Genomic DNA, 13,617 nt, shown 5'->3' with positions numbered 1-13,617 from the left:
CGCACCAAACAGGACGGAGCCTGCAACCAGCCGCCCATCAGGCGGCCAGCGGCGAGGCCAGTGCAGCACCTGCCCGGCCACAGTGTGCCCCCTACGCCGCAACAGCCAGAAGCCGGGCAGGGTCATGGCCACCGCCCCACCCAGAACCCCGGCCAGAATGGGGTTCCAATGCCCCGATATGTCCAGAAAACCCAGAACATTAGCCGGGTCCGCCATACCGGACAGCCATAGCCCACCACCAAAAAGCAGCCCGCATGCAAACGCGATCAGGATTGTCATATCCCCCACCCCCACAGGCGGGAGAGCAGGACCGTACCCACCGCAACACTCATAAAAATGGCAACAGCAATCAAGGAGCGGCCAGACCTGTTGCCCAGCCCGCAGACGCCATGCCCGCTGGTGCAGCCATTGGCCAGTGCCGTGCCAGCGCCAATCAGTAGCCCCGACGCCACAAGGCGGCCCCAGCCGGTCTGGGCAAACAGGTGCGGGACCTCTGCCCCCAGCAGGCGGGCAAGGCCGCCGGTTGCCACCAGCCCTGCCAGTACACCCCACCGCCACCGCTGGGCAGGGTGGCGCAGGGCATTGCCCAGAATACCACTTACGCCCAGAATATGGCCTTCAAGCGCCATAAGGGCAACGGCGGCTGTGCCAATCAGCACGCCGCCGCCCAGTGCTGCCAGCCATGCCGCACTCATACCCTAGCGCACCAGCTGCCCAAGGGCTGCCACCAACGCATCCACATCGTCAAAGCTGTTATACAGGCCAAAGGATGCCCGTACGGTGGCTTCCACGCCAAACCGGCGCAGGGCTGGCTGGGCGCAGTGGTGGCCCGAGCGCGCGGCAATACCGTGCCGGTCAAGGTGTTTGGCAACATCGCTTACGCTGTATCCGTCCACAATAAAGGAGAGCACGCTGGCCTTGGCCTGTGCTGTTCCAATAATACGCACTCCCGGTAGTCGGGTAAACAGCTCTGTTGCGTAGTCCAGTAGTGCATGTTCGTGTGCTGCAATGGCAGGCAGACCAATGCTCTGGAGGTAATCCACCGCAGCCCCCAGCCCTACGGCGCCAGCAATATCTGGCGTGCCTGCCTCAAACTTTTCTGGCAGGCCCTGGAACTCGGTATGTGCAAATGTGACGTCGCGGATCATATGCCCACCGCCCTGCCACGGCGGCATGGCCTCCAGCAGGTGGCGTTTGCCATACAGGATGCCAATACCCGTTGGCCCGTAGATTTTGTGGCCCGAAAGCACCAGAAAATCCGCATCCAGTGCCGCCACGTTCAGGGGCAGGTGGGGGGAGGACTGGGCGGCATCCACCAGCACCGGCACCCCAGCTGCGTGCGAGAGCGCGATAATCTGCTCTATGGGGTTGATGGTGCCCAGCGCATTGGCCACGTGCGTGACCGAGACAATTTTTGTGCGGCCGGAAAGGAGAGCCGCAAAATGGTCCAGCAGCAGTTCCCCCCGGTCATTGACCGGGGCAACCTTGAGCACCGCCCCCGTCTGGCGGGCCAGAATCTGCCACGGCACAATATTGGCATGGTGCTCTATGGTGGTGATCAGAATTTCATCACCCGGGCCAATGTTGGCCCGGCCATAGCTCTGGGCCACAAGGTTTATGGCCTCTGTTGTGCCACGGACAAACACGATCTCCGCCGCCTCGCGCGCGCCAATAAAACGCTGGAGCTTGGTGCGGGCTCCTTCAAACGCATCGGTCGCGCGGGCGGCCAGCGTGTGGGCGGCACGGTGAATGTTGGAGTTGTCCCGCTCATAAAAAGCGGAGGTGGCATCTATAACCACGCGGGGCTTCTGCGTTGTGGCGGCATTGTCCAGCCAGATCAGCTTATGGCCGTTCACGCGCTGGTGCAGGATGGGAAAATCCGCCTGAATGCGGGCAACGTCATACCCACCCACACCGGGCCTTGCCGGGCTGTGGGCTGCGGCCTGTGCGGCGTCCGTGGCCACGGCTGAGTGGCGCAGAAAATACGGCACCGCCTGCTCAGGCCCGGCAGTATGCGCGGCGGAGGGCAGGCCCGGCACGGCCGTTGCTGTGGGGGCGGCAGGGAGCGTGAACGCACCGCTAAAAAAGGGGGACGTGGCAGGCTCTTCCCACAGGGGGGGCTGCTCCTGCGTGGCATGTTGAGAAACCGGGTGCGTGGACCAGACAGGTTCGTAAATGGAGGCATCCGCCCCAGAGGCAAAGGGGGCGTGCGTCTCTGCTCCCCGTGCGGGCAGGGTGGGGCGTGGAGTGGCCGAAGCCACTCCACGCCCCAGCACATCCCGCAACGCCTGCTCTACCGCGCGCTGGTGGGCCAGACCCTGAGGGTCTGTTGCTGTGTCAGGTGTAGTCATAATAGCTCCCGATCTGCACGTTATCGAGCCGGGCAATAGCGTCTTCCACCAACACAGCGGCGGAGAAGTAGCGTGTAATCAGGTGCGATGCCACGGAGTGCTGGTCCGTGCCACTGTAACGGACGGAAAGACCGGGTTCGACCTCGCCCGTGATCCCCGTATTGTGCAGGCCCACGACCCCCTGTTCTTCCTCGCCAACACGCAGGAGCAGGATGCTGGTCCGGCCATCGGGGGTGACGGGAATTTTGTCGGAAGGAACAAGCGGAATACCGCGCCACGTAATAAAGGGTGAGCCGAACAGCGTAATGGTCGGTGGCGGCACACCACGGCGCGTGGCCTCCCGCCCAAAGGCCGCAATGGCTTTGGGGTGGGCAAGGAAAAAGCCCGGCTTTTTCCACACTTTTGTCAGCAGTTCGTCCAGATCATCAGGCGTGGGCGGGCCGCCACGTGTGGGTACGCGCTGGGCAATAGCGGTCTCGTTCAGCAACCCGAATTCGGGGTTGTTGAGCAGTTCCCACTCCTCACGCTCGCGGATGACGTCAATCACCACGCGCACCTGTTCGCGTAGCTGGTCAAACTCGTTGCTGTACAGGTCGGTAATGCGCGTATGGGTGCGCAGGACGGTCTGGATGGAGTGAATATAGTATTCGCGCGGGTGGTCCTGATAATCCACAAAAGTGGTGGGCAGTTTGGGCTCCCCATCCACGCTGGACAGAACCTGAATGGCGGCCTCGCCATACTGGTTGACGCCGGGCTGGCTGGTGGGGGTGAGCGCGGTTTGCAGCCATGGGCTGCGCGCGACCTGCTCGGGGGGAAGGGTCAGTAGGGTGGTTGTGCCAACGGCCTGCAGGCCCTTGCCCCCCGGCCCGGTCGCCACAACAAAATGCTGCCCCGGTGCGGCAAACAGGTGGCGCACAAAGCGTGCGGCCCCGTTGCCTGTGCGTTGCTGCACCGCACCTGTGGCGACAAGGGCCAGAGTGTTCTCGGGCAGGGCAAATTCCGCGCCATCTGGTTGGGTGTGGCGTTCAAACTGGCCAGCAAGCTCCTGAAGCTGCGCCTCTGTAGCCTGCGAGAACCCAGGCAGCGCGCGCAGGCTTTCGGGTACTGCGTGTATGGCGTTGCCTTCCCCCGTAAAGAGAACACCCCCAAAGCGGGAGGATACCAGACGCCGCCGGTTAACGCGGAAGACGCCCCCACCCACATTGACCCACGGCAGCAGCAGATGCAGCCAGCGCGGGCTGCGCTCAAGGTTTTGTACACGGGTGACATGGGCGGTGGAAAGCTGACGGGCAGACAGGTTGCGGTCCAGCGCCGAGGCGCTGCTCACATGAACAGACTGTGATTCAGACACGGTCAATCGTCTTTCATATATTGGAAGTATTTAAAGGTCTTGTAATGGAAATGTTTTTTCCGGCTCTGGTGGCCAATCAACATCGTTTTGTAAAAAGAACAGGAGAATACATGATCATACTCCTTTTTGTCATCGAACCAGATGGTCTGATTCGGTTTACCTGTTCAGCCTAGCACCCATAAAAAGCAGGTCAATATTAAACTTTGAATAAACGTTAAATATTTCATATCACTAAAAATCAAGGGTATATCAGGTAGTCAATGGAGGGAAAGGAGAGATCCATTGTTAAAACTGGCCATGTAGTATGGCTGTTTATGTAGCGCGCAGGGTTGCCCGCTACAGCGGAGAACGCACGCACAGGTTTGACAACCACAGCACCTGCGCCAATTTTAGCACCTTCTCCAATGTCTATGGGGCCAAGAATTTGGGTTCCCGGCCCAACGAGCGTGCCTTGCCCGACTGTGGGGTGGCGTTTGCCGGTCTGTTTGCCAGTGCCACCCAGTGTTACATCACACATTATGGCAACATTGTTTTCTACCAATGCAGTTTCGCCAATAACAATGCCACCCCCATGGCCCAGAACAAGCCCGTGGCCAAGGGTTGCCGCAGGGTGAATATCAATTCCTGTGACCTCGGATATGCGGCTTTGCAGGTATAACGCGCCCATACGCTGCCCGTTCCCCCACAGTGCATGGGCCAGCCTGTATGCCTGCACGGCCAGAAACCCCTTGTTGTATAAAAAAATCGCGGCGTAGTCGGTTTCTTCCGCGCTTCTGCTGCAATAGGCGTGCAGGTCCAGTGCAGTGCTGGTCAGGATGGAGGGCGCGCCCTGCAAAAGATCGTGGCATGTTGCGAGCAGGGATGTGGGGGGAATACTCAGGTCAGCCAGCCTGTGCGCAACAAGATGTGCAACAAGTGAGTCTGCCGTGGTGGGGATGTGTGCCTTGCCCACAAGGGGGTGCGGAACCGCTTGCAGTTGCAACAGCAGCGTGGCCCAGACCCGCTGGCTCCGCAGCGCGCTATCCGGGGTGGTGGCACTCTGGTGCGGGCATAGCATTGTGTCTGCCATGATGCCCCTCTGGGAACAGTAGGGTGATTTTCTGGCTTGAGGTCTCAAGCCCCATGGGTGGGGGCGGAATGGTCTGACAGCCGCATACGGGTGCGCCGTAACGGCCCCGTTGTAGCGGGCGGTGTGGATGCGGAATCAAATGTGGTGGGGTGTGGCCCGTGTCAGTCCGCCGTGGGGGTGCACGCCCGACATCGGGCTGTCTGGCATATGGGTTTGTGGAACATCATGGGAGCAAACCAGTTACACCGTTTGAGGGTGGCCCATGGCTGGCAGGACCGTGTTGTCAATTTAGCGTTCTGGTATGGTGTGTCAACATAAATACACATAAATTTACGATGTTTATGGTTTCTATTGCACTATTTATAACGTTATATTGTGGGCGCCGATGCCATGCACGTGCTGCATACCCCTGTGCATATGGTGATCCTGCTTGCTTTGAGGGCTTGAAACGGCACGGAGGGTCGTTTAATTCCGTCTGGATGGAATTAAACGCCGCAAGGTAACGCATGGCCCGCCCCAGAACCATAGACCGTGAAAAAGTGCTGACCTGTGCAGAACAGCTTGTGCAGCGCAATGGTGCAACCGCACTGACGCTGGACGCAGTCGCGCGGGAGGCGGGCATTACAAAGGGCGGGCTGCAATACTGCTTTGGCAGTAAGGACGACCTGATAGCCGCCCTGATTGAACGCTGGTTTTTGGTGTTTGACACGCATGTTGCACGCTGCCGTGGCGCGCTGAGCGGCCCTGCCGCGCTGGCCCGTGCGTATGTGCAGGCCTGTAGCCGTATGGATGATGCCGCGCGCGCACGGATGGTGGGTATGCTGGTGACCCTGCTCCAGTCACCCCGGCATCTGGCCCCGATCAAGGCGTGGTATGCGCGCTGGCTGGGGCAGGGGAGTGGCCATACCGTGGAAGCACGGCAGATACGCACAATGATTTTTGCAGCAGAAGGGGCTTTTTTTCTAAGAAGCCTCGGTTTTGTGGATATGCAGGATGCCCAATGGAACAGCGTTTTTGCCGATATTCAGAATATGGTCTTCCCCGACAAGGCCAGCCCTGCATAAGCGCTGTGCCTTGCATGAATATACATTAAACAGGCGTTCAGGTATTGACGCATGACAACAGTTTTCCATTCCCAGAAAGTGAAGGCGGCCGTGTCTGGTATAGTCCCCCCCCTCCCTCCAATGCCTCCTCCACACCGTTTGCAGGGCTGGGCAACAGTCTGGCCCACACGGTGGCCGCTGCCTGTGACTGGCTGATCGGGGAGCAAAAAGCCGATGGGCACTGGGTGGGGCCGGTGGCGTCCAATGCCTCCATGGAGGCGGAATGGTGCCTCGCCCTGTGGTATCTGGGGCTGGAGGACCACCCCCTACGCCCCCGTCTGGGCAAAGCCCTGCTGCAGATGCAGCGTGAGGATGGGGCATGGGGCACCTACTGGGGTGCCGGTAATGGGGATATTAACGCCACGGTGGAGGCTTATGCCGCCCTGCGTTCGCTCGGCTACCCGGCAGACACCCCGGCCCTGAGCAAGGCCTGCGCATGGATCCTGCGTATGGGGGGGCTGCGCAACGTGCGCGTGTTTACCCGCTACTGGCTGGCCCTGATTGGGGAATGGCCATGGGAGCAGACCCCCAACCTGCCACCAGAGGTGATCTGGTTCCCCGACAAATTTGTTTTTTCCATCTATAATTTTGCACAATGGGCGCGGGCAACGCTGGTGCCGCTGGCTATTCTGTCTGCCCGCAGGCCAAGCCGCCCCCTGCGTCCGCAGGACCGGCTGGATGCGCTTTTCCCCCAAGGGCGTGCGGCGTTTGATTACGTTTTGCCCAAAAAGGACGGGGTCGATCTGTGGTCGAGCTTTTTCCGCACCACCGACCGTGGGCTGCACTGGCTCCAGACCAAATTCCTCAAGCGCAACACCGTGCGCGAGGCCGCCATCCGCCATATGCTGGAATGGATTATCCGCCATCAGGATGCCGATGGCGGATGGGGGGGCATTCAGCCCCCGTGGGTCTATGGCCTTATGGCGCTGCATGGGGAGGACTACCAGTTCCACCACCCGGTCATGGCCAAGGCCCTTGCCGCGCTGGATGATCCGGGCTGGCGGCAGGACCGGGGCGATGCCTCGTGGGTGCAGGCCACCAACAGCCCGGTGTGGGACACCATGCTGGCCCTTATGGCCCTGCATGACGCCAGTGCAGAGGAACGCTATACCCCGCAGATGGACAAGGCGCTGGACTGGCTGCTTGCGCGGCAGGTGCGCGTAAAAGGGGACTGGTCGATCAAACTGCCTGATGTGGAACCGGGTGGCTGGGCGTTTGAATATGCCAACGACCGCTACCCCGATACGGACGATACGGCGGTGGCCCTTATCGCCCTGTCCTCCTGCCGTAATCGGGAGGAATGGAAGGCAAAAGGGGTTGAGGCCGCCATCAACCGGGGTGTGACATGGCTTATCGCCATGCAGAGCAGCTGTGGTGGCTGGGGCGCGTTTGATAAGGATAACAACCGCAGCCTTCTGTCCAAAATTCCGTTCTGTGACTTTGGGGAGGCGCTGGACCCTCCTTCGGTCGATGTGACCGCGCATGTGCTGGAGGCGTTTGGTCTGCTGGGTGTGCCGCGTAACACGCCCGCTCTCCAGCGTGGGCTTGCGTATATCCGCGCCGAGCAGGAGGCATCGGGCGCATGGTTCGGGCGGTGGGGCGTCAACTACCTGTATGGCACTGGTGCGGTGCTGCCTGCCCTTGCCGCTATTGGGGAGGATATGACCCAGCCCTACATTACCCGCGCGTGTGACTGGCTGATTGCCCACCAGCAGGAAAATGGCGGTTGGGGCGAAAGTTGCGCCTCTTATATGGATATTTCCTCCATCGGGCGGGGCACAACCACGCCCTCGCAAACCGCATGGGCGCTTATGGGGCTGATAGCGGCCAACCGGGCACAGGACCATGCGGCCATTGCACGCGGCTGCCGTTACCTGATCGACCGGCAGGAAAGTGATGGAAGCTGGACGGAGGAGGAGTTCACCGGCACCGGCTTCCCCGGTTACGGGGTTGGGCAGACCATTAAGCTGGACGACCCGGCGGTTGCCAAGCGGTTGCAGCAGGGGGCCGAACTCTCCCGCGCGTTTATGCTGCGTTACGACCTGTATCGCCAGTTTTTCCCGCTTATGGCGCTCAGCAGGGCGGCACGTATTATGCCTATTGGGGTGTAAGTCCCCACCCTCTGCTGCACCCTGCCGGGGTGTGGCAGAGGTGGCGTGCGCAGAGCAGGACAGCCGCCCGATAAGGGCGGTTTTTTTCTTGCGAATCAAAACGCGGACCAATATGGTCCGCGTATGGCACTTTATGGCGCAAGCACCGAATATGTTCTGCATAGCCTGCTCTGGCTGGTGGACCACCCCGAGCCGGTCAGCAGTCTGGACCTTGCCCAGATGCAGGGTATTCCCCCGGCCTTTATGGCCAAACTGCTCCCCCGGTTGGAAAAAGCAGCTGGTGCGCGCAGCAGAGGGTTTGCGCGGTGGCTACCAGCTTGCCCGCCCGGCAGCAGGTGAGTGTGCTGGATGTGGTGGAGGCGACCGAGGGGCGTAAAACGCTTTTCAACTGTCAGGAAATCAGGGGGCGTTGCGCCCTGTTTGGCCAAACTCCGCCAGAATGGGCACAGCGGGGGGTATGTAGCATTCATGCCGCCATGCTCCGTGCGGAGCAGGCCATGCGTGCCGAGCTTGCACAAACAACTTTGGCCGATCTGGCACAGGGTGTGCGTAACAAGGCCCCCACCGCGTTTGCAGATGAAGCCCGGCTCTGGTTTGAGGAGCGGGCAAAGACCCGAAAAACCGGCAGGGTCAGGCAAAAAAAACGCACGGCAGCCCCATAATATCTGTTTCATCTTTTTTGCAAAAGAGCACGTATCATGCGTTGTTTTTCATGTTTTGTGGCGCTTGCCCTGTGTCTGGGCACAGCATCGGTGCAGGCTGCACCTCCATCTGCGCGTGTGACGCCGCTGCTCAGCCACGCCCTGCCCGACCGTGCGGGGCAGGAAGGGAGCATGCTGGTGGTTGATTACCCACCCGGCGGTGCGGACCCGGTGCACCGGCACAACGCATCGGTCTTTGTGTACGTGCTTATGGGCAGTGTGGTCATGCAGGTTGCGGGAGGCAAATCTGTAACTTTGCATGTAGGACAAAGTTTTTTTGAAGGGCCATCGGATGTGCATTTAATCGGGCGCAACGCCAGCACAACCGAGGCAGCGCGGTTTATTGCCTTTTTTGTCAAGGATCGGGGTGCACCCTTTGTGCAACCCGTGCACTGAAAAGCAGGGGAACAGGCATGAAAATTCTTGTCGCCGGGGGCAGTGGTGCTCTGGGCTTACCCCTGATCGGGCTGTTGCGTCAGGCGGGGTATGATGTCTGGGGCATGGCGCACAGCGCGCGCGGGCAGGCCGCACTCAGCGCACTGGGGGCCGGTGTGGTGCAGGGGAATGCGCTGGACCGCTCAGCCGTTTTTGCCATGATGGAGCGCCTGCGCCCCGATTGTGTGGTGGACCAGCTGACCTCCCTCCCTACCAGCCGTTTGACCTGCCACACAGGCTGCCAGCCGATCGGGTTTTGCGCCTGCAAGGGGGTGGTAATCTGTTTGATGCGGCACGGGCTTGCGGTGTGGCGCGCTATATACAGCAGTCCTGCGGGTTTTATCTGGATGGGGCAGGAGGGTTGGCGGATGACACCGCTGCCCTTAAAACCACGGCTCCGGGGCATATCGGCGAGAGTGCACGGATGTATACGGCATTGGAAAAACGCGTGATGTCTGCACCCGACATACAGGGCACTGCGCTGCGTTACGGATTTTTTTATGGTCCGCGCACATGGTACTGGCCCGATGGGGCATTTACCACCCATATGCGTCAGGCCGAAGTGCCGCTGATTGGCGCCGGGGCGAGTGTGTTCTCCTTTATCCATGTGGAGGATGCCGCGCGGGCGACCCTGTCTGCACTCAGTGCGCCACAGGGGGTGTACAATGTGCTGGATGACCAGCCTGTGCCAGTCCACGCATGGCTGCCCGCCTATGCCCGCTGGGTTGGCGCACCCGCTCCACGGCAGATGGATGTGCCGCACGCCCGCGCCAGTCTGGGGGAGGAGAGCGTATATTACCAGAATGCTCTGGACGGTGCATGTAACCACAAGGCGCGCGCCGTGCTGGGCCTTGCTCCACGCAGGCAACCATGGGGGGCTGCGTAGGGGCGGGGCAGCGCTCAGGCTTATGGGCAGTCTGCTACGCCTTGGCCAGCAGCGGCTGTGCGGCGTATAATCGGGCATTGGGGAATGGCGCGGGACTGTAGGCTATGCGGCTACCGGATTTTGAAGCTTGGGCCATTTTTGCAAAAGTGGCTGAATTTGGCTCCTTTGCCCGTGCGGCAGAGGATGTGCAACTGTCCCGGCCTACGGTGTCCAAGGCGGTGGGGCGTCTGGAGCAGGCCCTTGGTGTGGCGTTGTTCCACCGTAACTCCCGCCACCTGTCGCTGACCCAGACCGGGCAGGCCCTGCTTGGCCATGCCAGCCGCATTGTGGCCGAAGCTCAGAGTGCGGAGGGGCTGGCCCGTGGCGGTAAGCAGCGCCCGTCAGGCAGGGTGCGCGTGGCTGCCCCGATGACCTTTGGTATCCGCCATCTGGCTCCTGTTCTGCCCGGATTTATGGAGCAGTACCCCGATGTGGAGCTGGATATAGATTTTAGCGATGCCGTGGTGGACCTTGTGGCAGAGGGCTACGATGTTGCACTCCGTATTGCCTCTTTGGCAGATTCGTCATTACGGGCGCGCAGCCTGTGCGCTTTTCGGCTGCTGCTGGTGGCAGCCCCTGCATGGCTGGACCGGCACGGCCGCCCCGACCACCCCCGCGCGCTGGAAGGGCATAAGGGGTTTGTCTATACCAACATGACCATGCCGGGTGTGCTGCGGCTGAACCATGCGGCCACGGGCAAGGAGTTTGTGCTGACCCAGAGCCCGGCCTTGAGATCGGATAACTCGGAGGCGTTCATCCCTGCTCTGGAGGCGGGGCTGGGGTATGGTCTGTTCCCCGAATTCATGGTCTGGGACGGGCTGCGGAATGGGCGGCTGGAGTGCTTTTTGCCGCAATGGCGTGCAGCCACCATAACCCTGTACCTTGTTACCCCCGCCAGCCCGCTGCGGCCCATGCGGGTTACGGCCTTGCTGGATTATCTGGAAAAAGCCTTTGCAAATCCGCCATGGGCCAGTTGTGCGGGCGAGCCGGGGCAGGGCTGATATCTGGCGGGTTGGTAGCTCGGGGTTAATTCTCGCCCCCATGGAGTGTGTTGACGGCCTGTGCCGCCAGATACCCGGCACTTACACTCAGCATGCACAGACCAACCGACAGGCCAATGTTCAGCAGAGCGCGTCCCGGAGCCCCGTTTTTGAGCAGGTCGAGGGTTTGCAGGCTAAAGGAGGAAAATGTGGTGTACCCGCCGCATAGCCCGACCATAAACACCAGCCTTCCGGTCTCGGACACGGGCAGGCGGCCACCTGCTGCGGTCAAGGTGCCAAAAAACGCAATGGCGAATGATCCGGAAACATTGATAAGGATTGTCCCCCACGGCAGGATCTGACTCCACCGCAGGGTTGCAAGCCCCACCCAGTAGCGCAGCAATGTGCCCGCAGCCCCGGCAAGGCCGATCAGGAGGGAGGGAAGAAAAGAGCTGACCATGATAGAAAACCTGTTGTTTCTGTAAGGGGTTTTGTTAGTGTTGGGTCAGTATGGGCCATGTGGCGCTGGCCAGTAGGTCCACTGTGGGGCCGCCAAACAGCCACTCCACAAAATGGGGCCTGCCATAAGCCCCCATAACCAGCAGGTCGGCCCCGGCCTGCGTGGCAAGGGTGCGGATTTGTGCGCCCACACCACTGCCTGCAAGCGCAAACCGCTCCAGCGCAACGGCCACGCCGCTGGCGCGCAACTGGGCGAGCAATGCGGGGTCGGGGGCGTGCCGGGCTGGTGTTCCCCCATAAGAATGGTGACCTGCTGCGCGGTTAGCAGCAGCGGCATGGCGCTGTGGACTGCACGGAGCAGGTTGGGGCTGTTCTGCCATGCCACAACCGGGTGCAGCCCAAGGCTGCCCTGTGCCACAGGTGGAGTTATGAGCACCGCTGCCTGCGTGGCGTATAGGGTGGTTGCAAAAATCTGCCGGGTCGCCTGTGTGCAGTCGGGGTGTGTGGGGCCGAGAACAACAAAGTCGGCCGTGCTGGCAATGGCGGGCAGGATGGTGCGGATGTCCCCTGCCTGTTCCAGCCAGTGTGCATGGGTGCTGCCGGGGAGAGTTGCCTGCCATGATGCAAAAATCTGGTGCAGGGTGCTGGCATGGGCTGCCACCGACTGGGCAAAGCGGGCCTGCTGAGCAGGGTCTGGCAGACCTTCATCCGGGCTTTGAAAATCCGGGTCTACGGTGGGCATGGGGTGGAAGACGCAAAGATCCGCCCCACCCAGCCGCTCGGCCAGCTGGCCAGCGGTGTGCAGGGTCAGGGCGGCGGACGGCACGTCATCAAGAACGGCAACAAGACGCATTGCATGGGGTTCCTGCCTGTGGGGGCAGTGGGGCGGGTTGGGCCGCGCCACGCCCGAAGGGGTGGATCTGCGCGGGGCGGTTTGCCGGGAGATGGAAAACATAGCTGTGGACACACTCCTCCCTCGCGCATGGTTTTGCGGGGTAGGAATCATCAGCCAACAGGGCGGTTCGATTCTGGGTCACCAAAATCCGGCAGAGTCCATTGCCATACCCAGTATGGAGAGAAGGCAGCAGGCAAGTCAATCCAGCCTGTGGAGGCGCATAACAAAACATATCCCGATATATCTTGACTTACGATATATCGGAACCTATGTCGGAAATATGGAATACAGGAAAAAACATGCAGGCGGGCAAAACCGTCATCGGTGTTTTACCCCCGACGATCTGCCCTTTTTACCTGCTGGCGTGCGCTACCACGGTCATGACCACCATCATGACGACGACCATCACCACCACCGTGGTGGCGGGCGGCGCGGTGGTCGCCACAGGCTGTTCGATTATGGGGAGATGCGCCTGCTCGTGCTGAGCCTGATCGGGCAGAAGCCGACCTATGGGTATGAGCTGATCAAAACCATAGAAGACACGTTTGCAGGCAGCTACACCCCCAGCCCGGGCGTGATTTACCCCACGCTTACATGGCTGGAGGAGGCAGGTCACACCCGCCCCGCCGAGGACGCAGGGCGCAAGACCTACCATATTACCCCCGAGGGCGAGGCTTTTCTGGCCGTCAACCGCGCGGCTCTGGCCGAAATTCTGGCCCGTGCGGCCCATGCGCCAATGCCTGAGCATGGCGGGCGGCGTCATGCGCCGGTCCCTATTGTGCGCGCGATGGAAAACCTGAAGACCGCATTGCGCCTGCGGCTGCGCAACGGTGGGCTGGACCCGCAGGAGGCGGAAAAAATAGCCGCCCTGCTGGATGAGGCCGCCCGCGCGATCGGGCAGGATTAACCCCTTATTTTGGCAATAAGACCCGTAATGGTGCCCAGCGCGCCATACATGCCCAGCAAGGAACAGATAACCATGCAACAGCCCGGTTATGGACAGGTTTGGCCGACTGCTCCCACAATCGACCTTGTGCGCCACCCCCTGCGCAGGCGTAGCCTGAGTGTTGCGGCCGTGGAACGCCTGACCCCGCATATGATCCGCATTACTTTTAGCGGTGCGGACCTGGCGGATTTTGCCAGCCCCTCACCGGATGATCATATTAAAATCTTTCTTCCCGGAGCAGATGGGCAGGAGGTGCGCCGGGACTACACGCCCCGCCATTACAACCCTGCT

At 61.0% G+C, this 13,617-nt stretch carries 17 protein-coding genes, 1 pseudogene and 1 riboswitch; of the genes and pseudogenes, 11 read left to right on the top strand and 7 right to left on the bottom strand.

All coding sequences use genetic code 11. The features are described 5' to 3' along the window. The 5 genes from JCM25146_RS14605 to epsC form a co-directional block, all read right to left on the bottom strand. The coding region (locus JCM25146_RS14605) for a DUF6691 family protein (protein WP_025828936.1) at nt 1-279 on the bottom strand (279 nt) is incomplete at its 3' end. Further along, nucleotides 276-695, bottom strand: a complete 420-nt coding sequence (locus JCM25146_RS14600; protein ID WP_025828934.1) for a YeeE/YedE family protein — start codon at nt 693-695, stop codon at nt 276-278. The genes JCM25146_RS14600 and JCM25146_RS14605, both read right to left, overlap by 4 nt. Before the next feature lie 3 nt (nt 696-698). Next, entirely contained in the window at nt 699-2,351 is a 1,653-nt protein-coding gene (locus tag JCM25146_RS19895; protein ID WP_025828933.1) for a cysteine desulfurase, read from the bottom strand. Next, nucleotides 2,338-3,702 carry a family 2B encapsulin nanocompartment shell protein gene (locus JCM25146_RS14590; protein ID WP_051544306.1) on the bottom strand — a complete coding sequence of 455 codons (1,365 nt, stop codon included), beginning with the start codon at nt 3,700-3,702 and terminating at the stop codon, nt 2,338-2,340. The genes JCM25146_RS19895 and JCM25146_RS14590 overlap by 14 nt, the downstream gene beginning before the upstream one ends. 238 nt (nt 3,703-3,940) lie before the next feature. Further along, entirely contained in the window at nt 3,941-4,771 is an 831-nt protein-coding gene (gene epsC, locus JCM25146_RS14580; protein WP_025828929.1) for a serine O-acetyltransferase EpsC, read from the bottom strand. 506 nt (nt 4,772-5,277) lie between these two features. On the opposite strand from epsC, the gene JCM25146_RS14570 reads away from it, so the two are divergent. From JCM25146_RS14570 to JCM25146_RS14545, 8 genes and pseudogenes are all read left to right on the top strand, one after another. Next, entirely contained in the window at nt 5,278-5,835 is a 558-nt protein-coding gene (locus tag JCM25146_RS14570) for a TetR/AcrR family transcriptional regulator (RefSeq protein ID WP_025828925.1), read from the top strand. Between the two features lie 146 nt (nt 5,836-5,981). Continuing rightward, nucleotides 5,982-7,985, top strand: a complete 2,004-nt coding sequence (gene shc / locus JCM25146_RS14565) for a squalene--hopene cyclase (protein WP_035372748.1) — start codon at nt 5,982-5,984, stop codon at nt 7,983-7,985. 123 nt (nt 7,986-8,108) lie between these two features. Continuing rightward, nucleotides 8,109-8,324 (top strand): Rrf2 family transcriptional regulator, encoded by a 216-nt coding sequence (locus tag JCM25146_RS24700; protein ID WP_277909621.1) that lies wholly within the window; start codon nt 8,109-8,111, stop codon nt 8,322-8,324. After that, nucleotides 8,303-8,647, top strand: coding sequence for an RrF2 family transcriptional regulator (locus JCM25146_RS24695; protein WP_277909620.1), 345 nt, complete (start codon nt 8,303-8,305; stop codon nt 8,645-8,647). The genes JCM25146_RS24700 and JCM25146_RS24695 overlap by 22 nt, the downstream gene beginning before the upstream one ends. Before the next feature lie 36 nt (nt 8,648-8,683). Beyond that, nucleotides 8,684-9,082 (top strand): cupin domain-containing protein, encoded by a 399-nt coding sequence (locus JCM25146_RS14555; RefSeq protein ID WP_025828920.1) that lies wholly within the window; start codon nt 8,684-8,686, stop codon nt 9,080-9,082. A 17-nt stretch (nt 9,083-9,099) separates the two neighbouring features. After that, a pseudogene (locus tag JCM25146_RS24690) lies at nt 9,100-9,255 on the top strand (NAD-dependent epimerase/dehydratase family protein); the annotation flags it as partial. A 173-nt stretch (nt 9,256-9,428) separates the two neighbouring features. Beyond that, entirely contained in the window at nt 9,429-10,007 is a 579-nt protein-coding gene (locus JCM25146_RS24685) for an NAD-dependent epimerase/dehydratase family protein (RefSeq protein WP_277909619.1), read from the top strand. Between the two features lie 104 nt (nt 10,008-10,111). Beyond that, on the top strand, nt 10,112-11,047 hold the full coding sequence (locus JCM25146_RS14545) for a LysR family transcriptional regulator (RefSeq protein WP_025828919.1): 936 nt from the start codon (nt 10,112-10,114) through the stop codon (nt 11,045-11,047). 25 nt (nt 11,048-11,072) lie between these two features. Here the strand turns inward: JCM25146_RS14545 and JCM25146_RS14540 are convergent, their stop codons facing one another. After that, nucleotides 11,073-11,486 carry a CrcB family protein gene (locus tag JCM25146_RS14540; protein WP_025828918.1) on the bottom strand — a complete coding sequence of 138 codons (414 nt, stop codon included), beginning with the start codon at nt 11,484-11,486 and terminating at the stop codon, nt 11,073-11,075. A 34-nt stretch (nt 11,487-11,520) separates the two neighbouring features. Further along, nucleotides 11,521-11,865: a universal stress protein gene (locus JCM25146_RS25070; protein ID WP_159102013.1), complete on the bottom strand. Its 345-nt coding sequence runs from the start codon at nt 11,863-11,865 to the stop codon at nt 11,521-11,523. 48 nt (nt 11,866-11,913) lie between these two features. On the opposite strand from JCM25146_RS25070, the gene JCM25146_RS25065 reads away from it, so the two are divergent. The 3 genes from JCM25146_RS25065 to JCM25146_RS19875 form a co-directional block, all read left to right on the top strand. Next, the gene (locus JCM25146_RS25065) at nt 11,914-12,171 is read left to right on the top strand and encodes a hypothetical protein (RefSeq protein ID WP_159102012.1); all 258 of its coding nucleotides are present in this window, start codon (nt 11,914-11,916) and stop codon (nt 12,169-12,171) included. 303 nt (nt 12,172-12,474) lie between these two features. Next, nucleotides 12,475-12,555: riboswitch (Fluoride riboswitch) on the bottom strand. Between the two features lie 105 nt (nt 12,556-12,660). Beyond that, nucleotides 12,661-13,287, top strand: a complete 627-nt coding sequence (locus JCM25146_RS14530) for a PadR family transcriptional regulator (RefSeq protein WP_025828916.1) — start codon at nt 12,661-12,663, stop codon at nt 13,285-13,287. 72 nt (nt 13,288-13,359) lie between these two features. Beyond that, nucleotides 13,360-13,617: siderophore-interacting protein (locus JCM25146_RS19875; RefSeq protein WP_199897766.1), on the top strand; the 258-nt coding region annotated here is incomplete at its 3' end.

Origin of the sequence: Acetobacter okinawensis JCM 25146 (genome assembly GCF_000613865.1) — a bacterium.
In the GTDB taxonomy this organism is placed as follows: Bacteria; Pseudomonadota; Alphaproteobacteria; order Acetobacterales; family Acetobacteraceae; genus Acetobacter; species Acetobacter okinawensis.
Note: the sequence above shows the minus strand (reverse complement) of the source record. Positions and strands in the feature narration are given on the sequence as shown.

What these genes read in the sequence shown, in the direction of transcription:
- JCM25146_RS14600 (WP_025828934.1), bottom strand. Translation starts at nt 695, where the DNA reads ATGAGTGCGGCATGGCTGGCAGCACTGGGCGGCGGCGTGCTGATTGGC.
- JCM25146_RS25065 (WP_159102012.1), top strand. Translation starts at nt 11,914, where the DNA reads ATGAGCACCGCTGCCTGCGTGGCGTATAGGGTGGTTGCAAAAATCTGC.
- JCM25146_RS24700 (WP_277909621.1), top strand. Translation starts at nt 8,109, where the DNA reads ATGGCACTTTATGGCGCAAGCACCGAATATGTTCTGCATAGCCTGCTC.
- JCM25146_RS19895 (WP_025828933.1), bottom strand. Translation starts at nt 2,351, where the DNA reads ATGACTACACCTGACACAGCAACAGACCCTCAGGGTCTGGCCCACCAG.
- JCM25146_RS25070 (WP_159102013.1), bottom strand. Translation starts at nt 11,865, where the DNA reads ATGGCAGAACAGCCCCAACCTGCTCCGTGCAGTCCACAGCGCCATGCC.
- epsC (WP_025828929.1), bottom strand. Translation starts at nt 4,771, where the DNA reads ATGGCAGACACAATGCTATGCCCGCACCAGAGTGCCACCACCCCGGAT.
- JCM25146_RS14540 (WP_025828918.1), bottom strand. Translation starts at nt 11,486, where the DNA reads ATGGTCAGCTCTTTTCTTCCCTCCCTCCTGATCGGCCTTGCCGGGGCT.
- JCM25146_RS14570 (WP_025828925.1), top strand. Translation starts at nt 5,278, where the DNA reads ATGGCCCGCCCCAGAACCATAGACCGTGAAAAAGTGCTGACCTGTGCA.
- JCM25146_RS14555 (WP_025828920.1), top strand. Translation starts at nt 8,684, where the DNA reads ATGCGTTGTTTTTCATGTTTTGTGGCGCTTGCCCTGTGTCTGGGCACA.
- JCM25146_RS14530 (WP_025828916.1), top strand. Translation starts at nt 12,661, where the DNA reads ATGGAATACAGGAAAAAACATGCAGGCGGGCAAAACCGTCATCGGTGT.
- JCM25146_RS14545 (WP_025828919.1), top strand. Translation starts at nt 10,112, where the DNA reads ATGCGGCTACCGGATTTTGAAGCTTGGGCCATTTTTGCAAAAGTGGCT.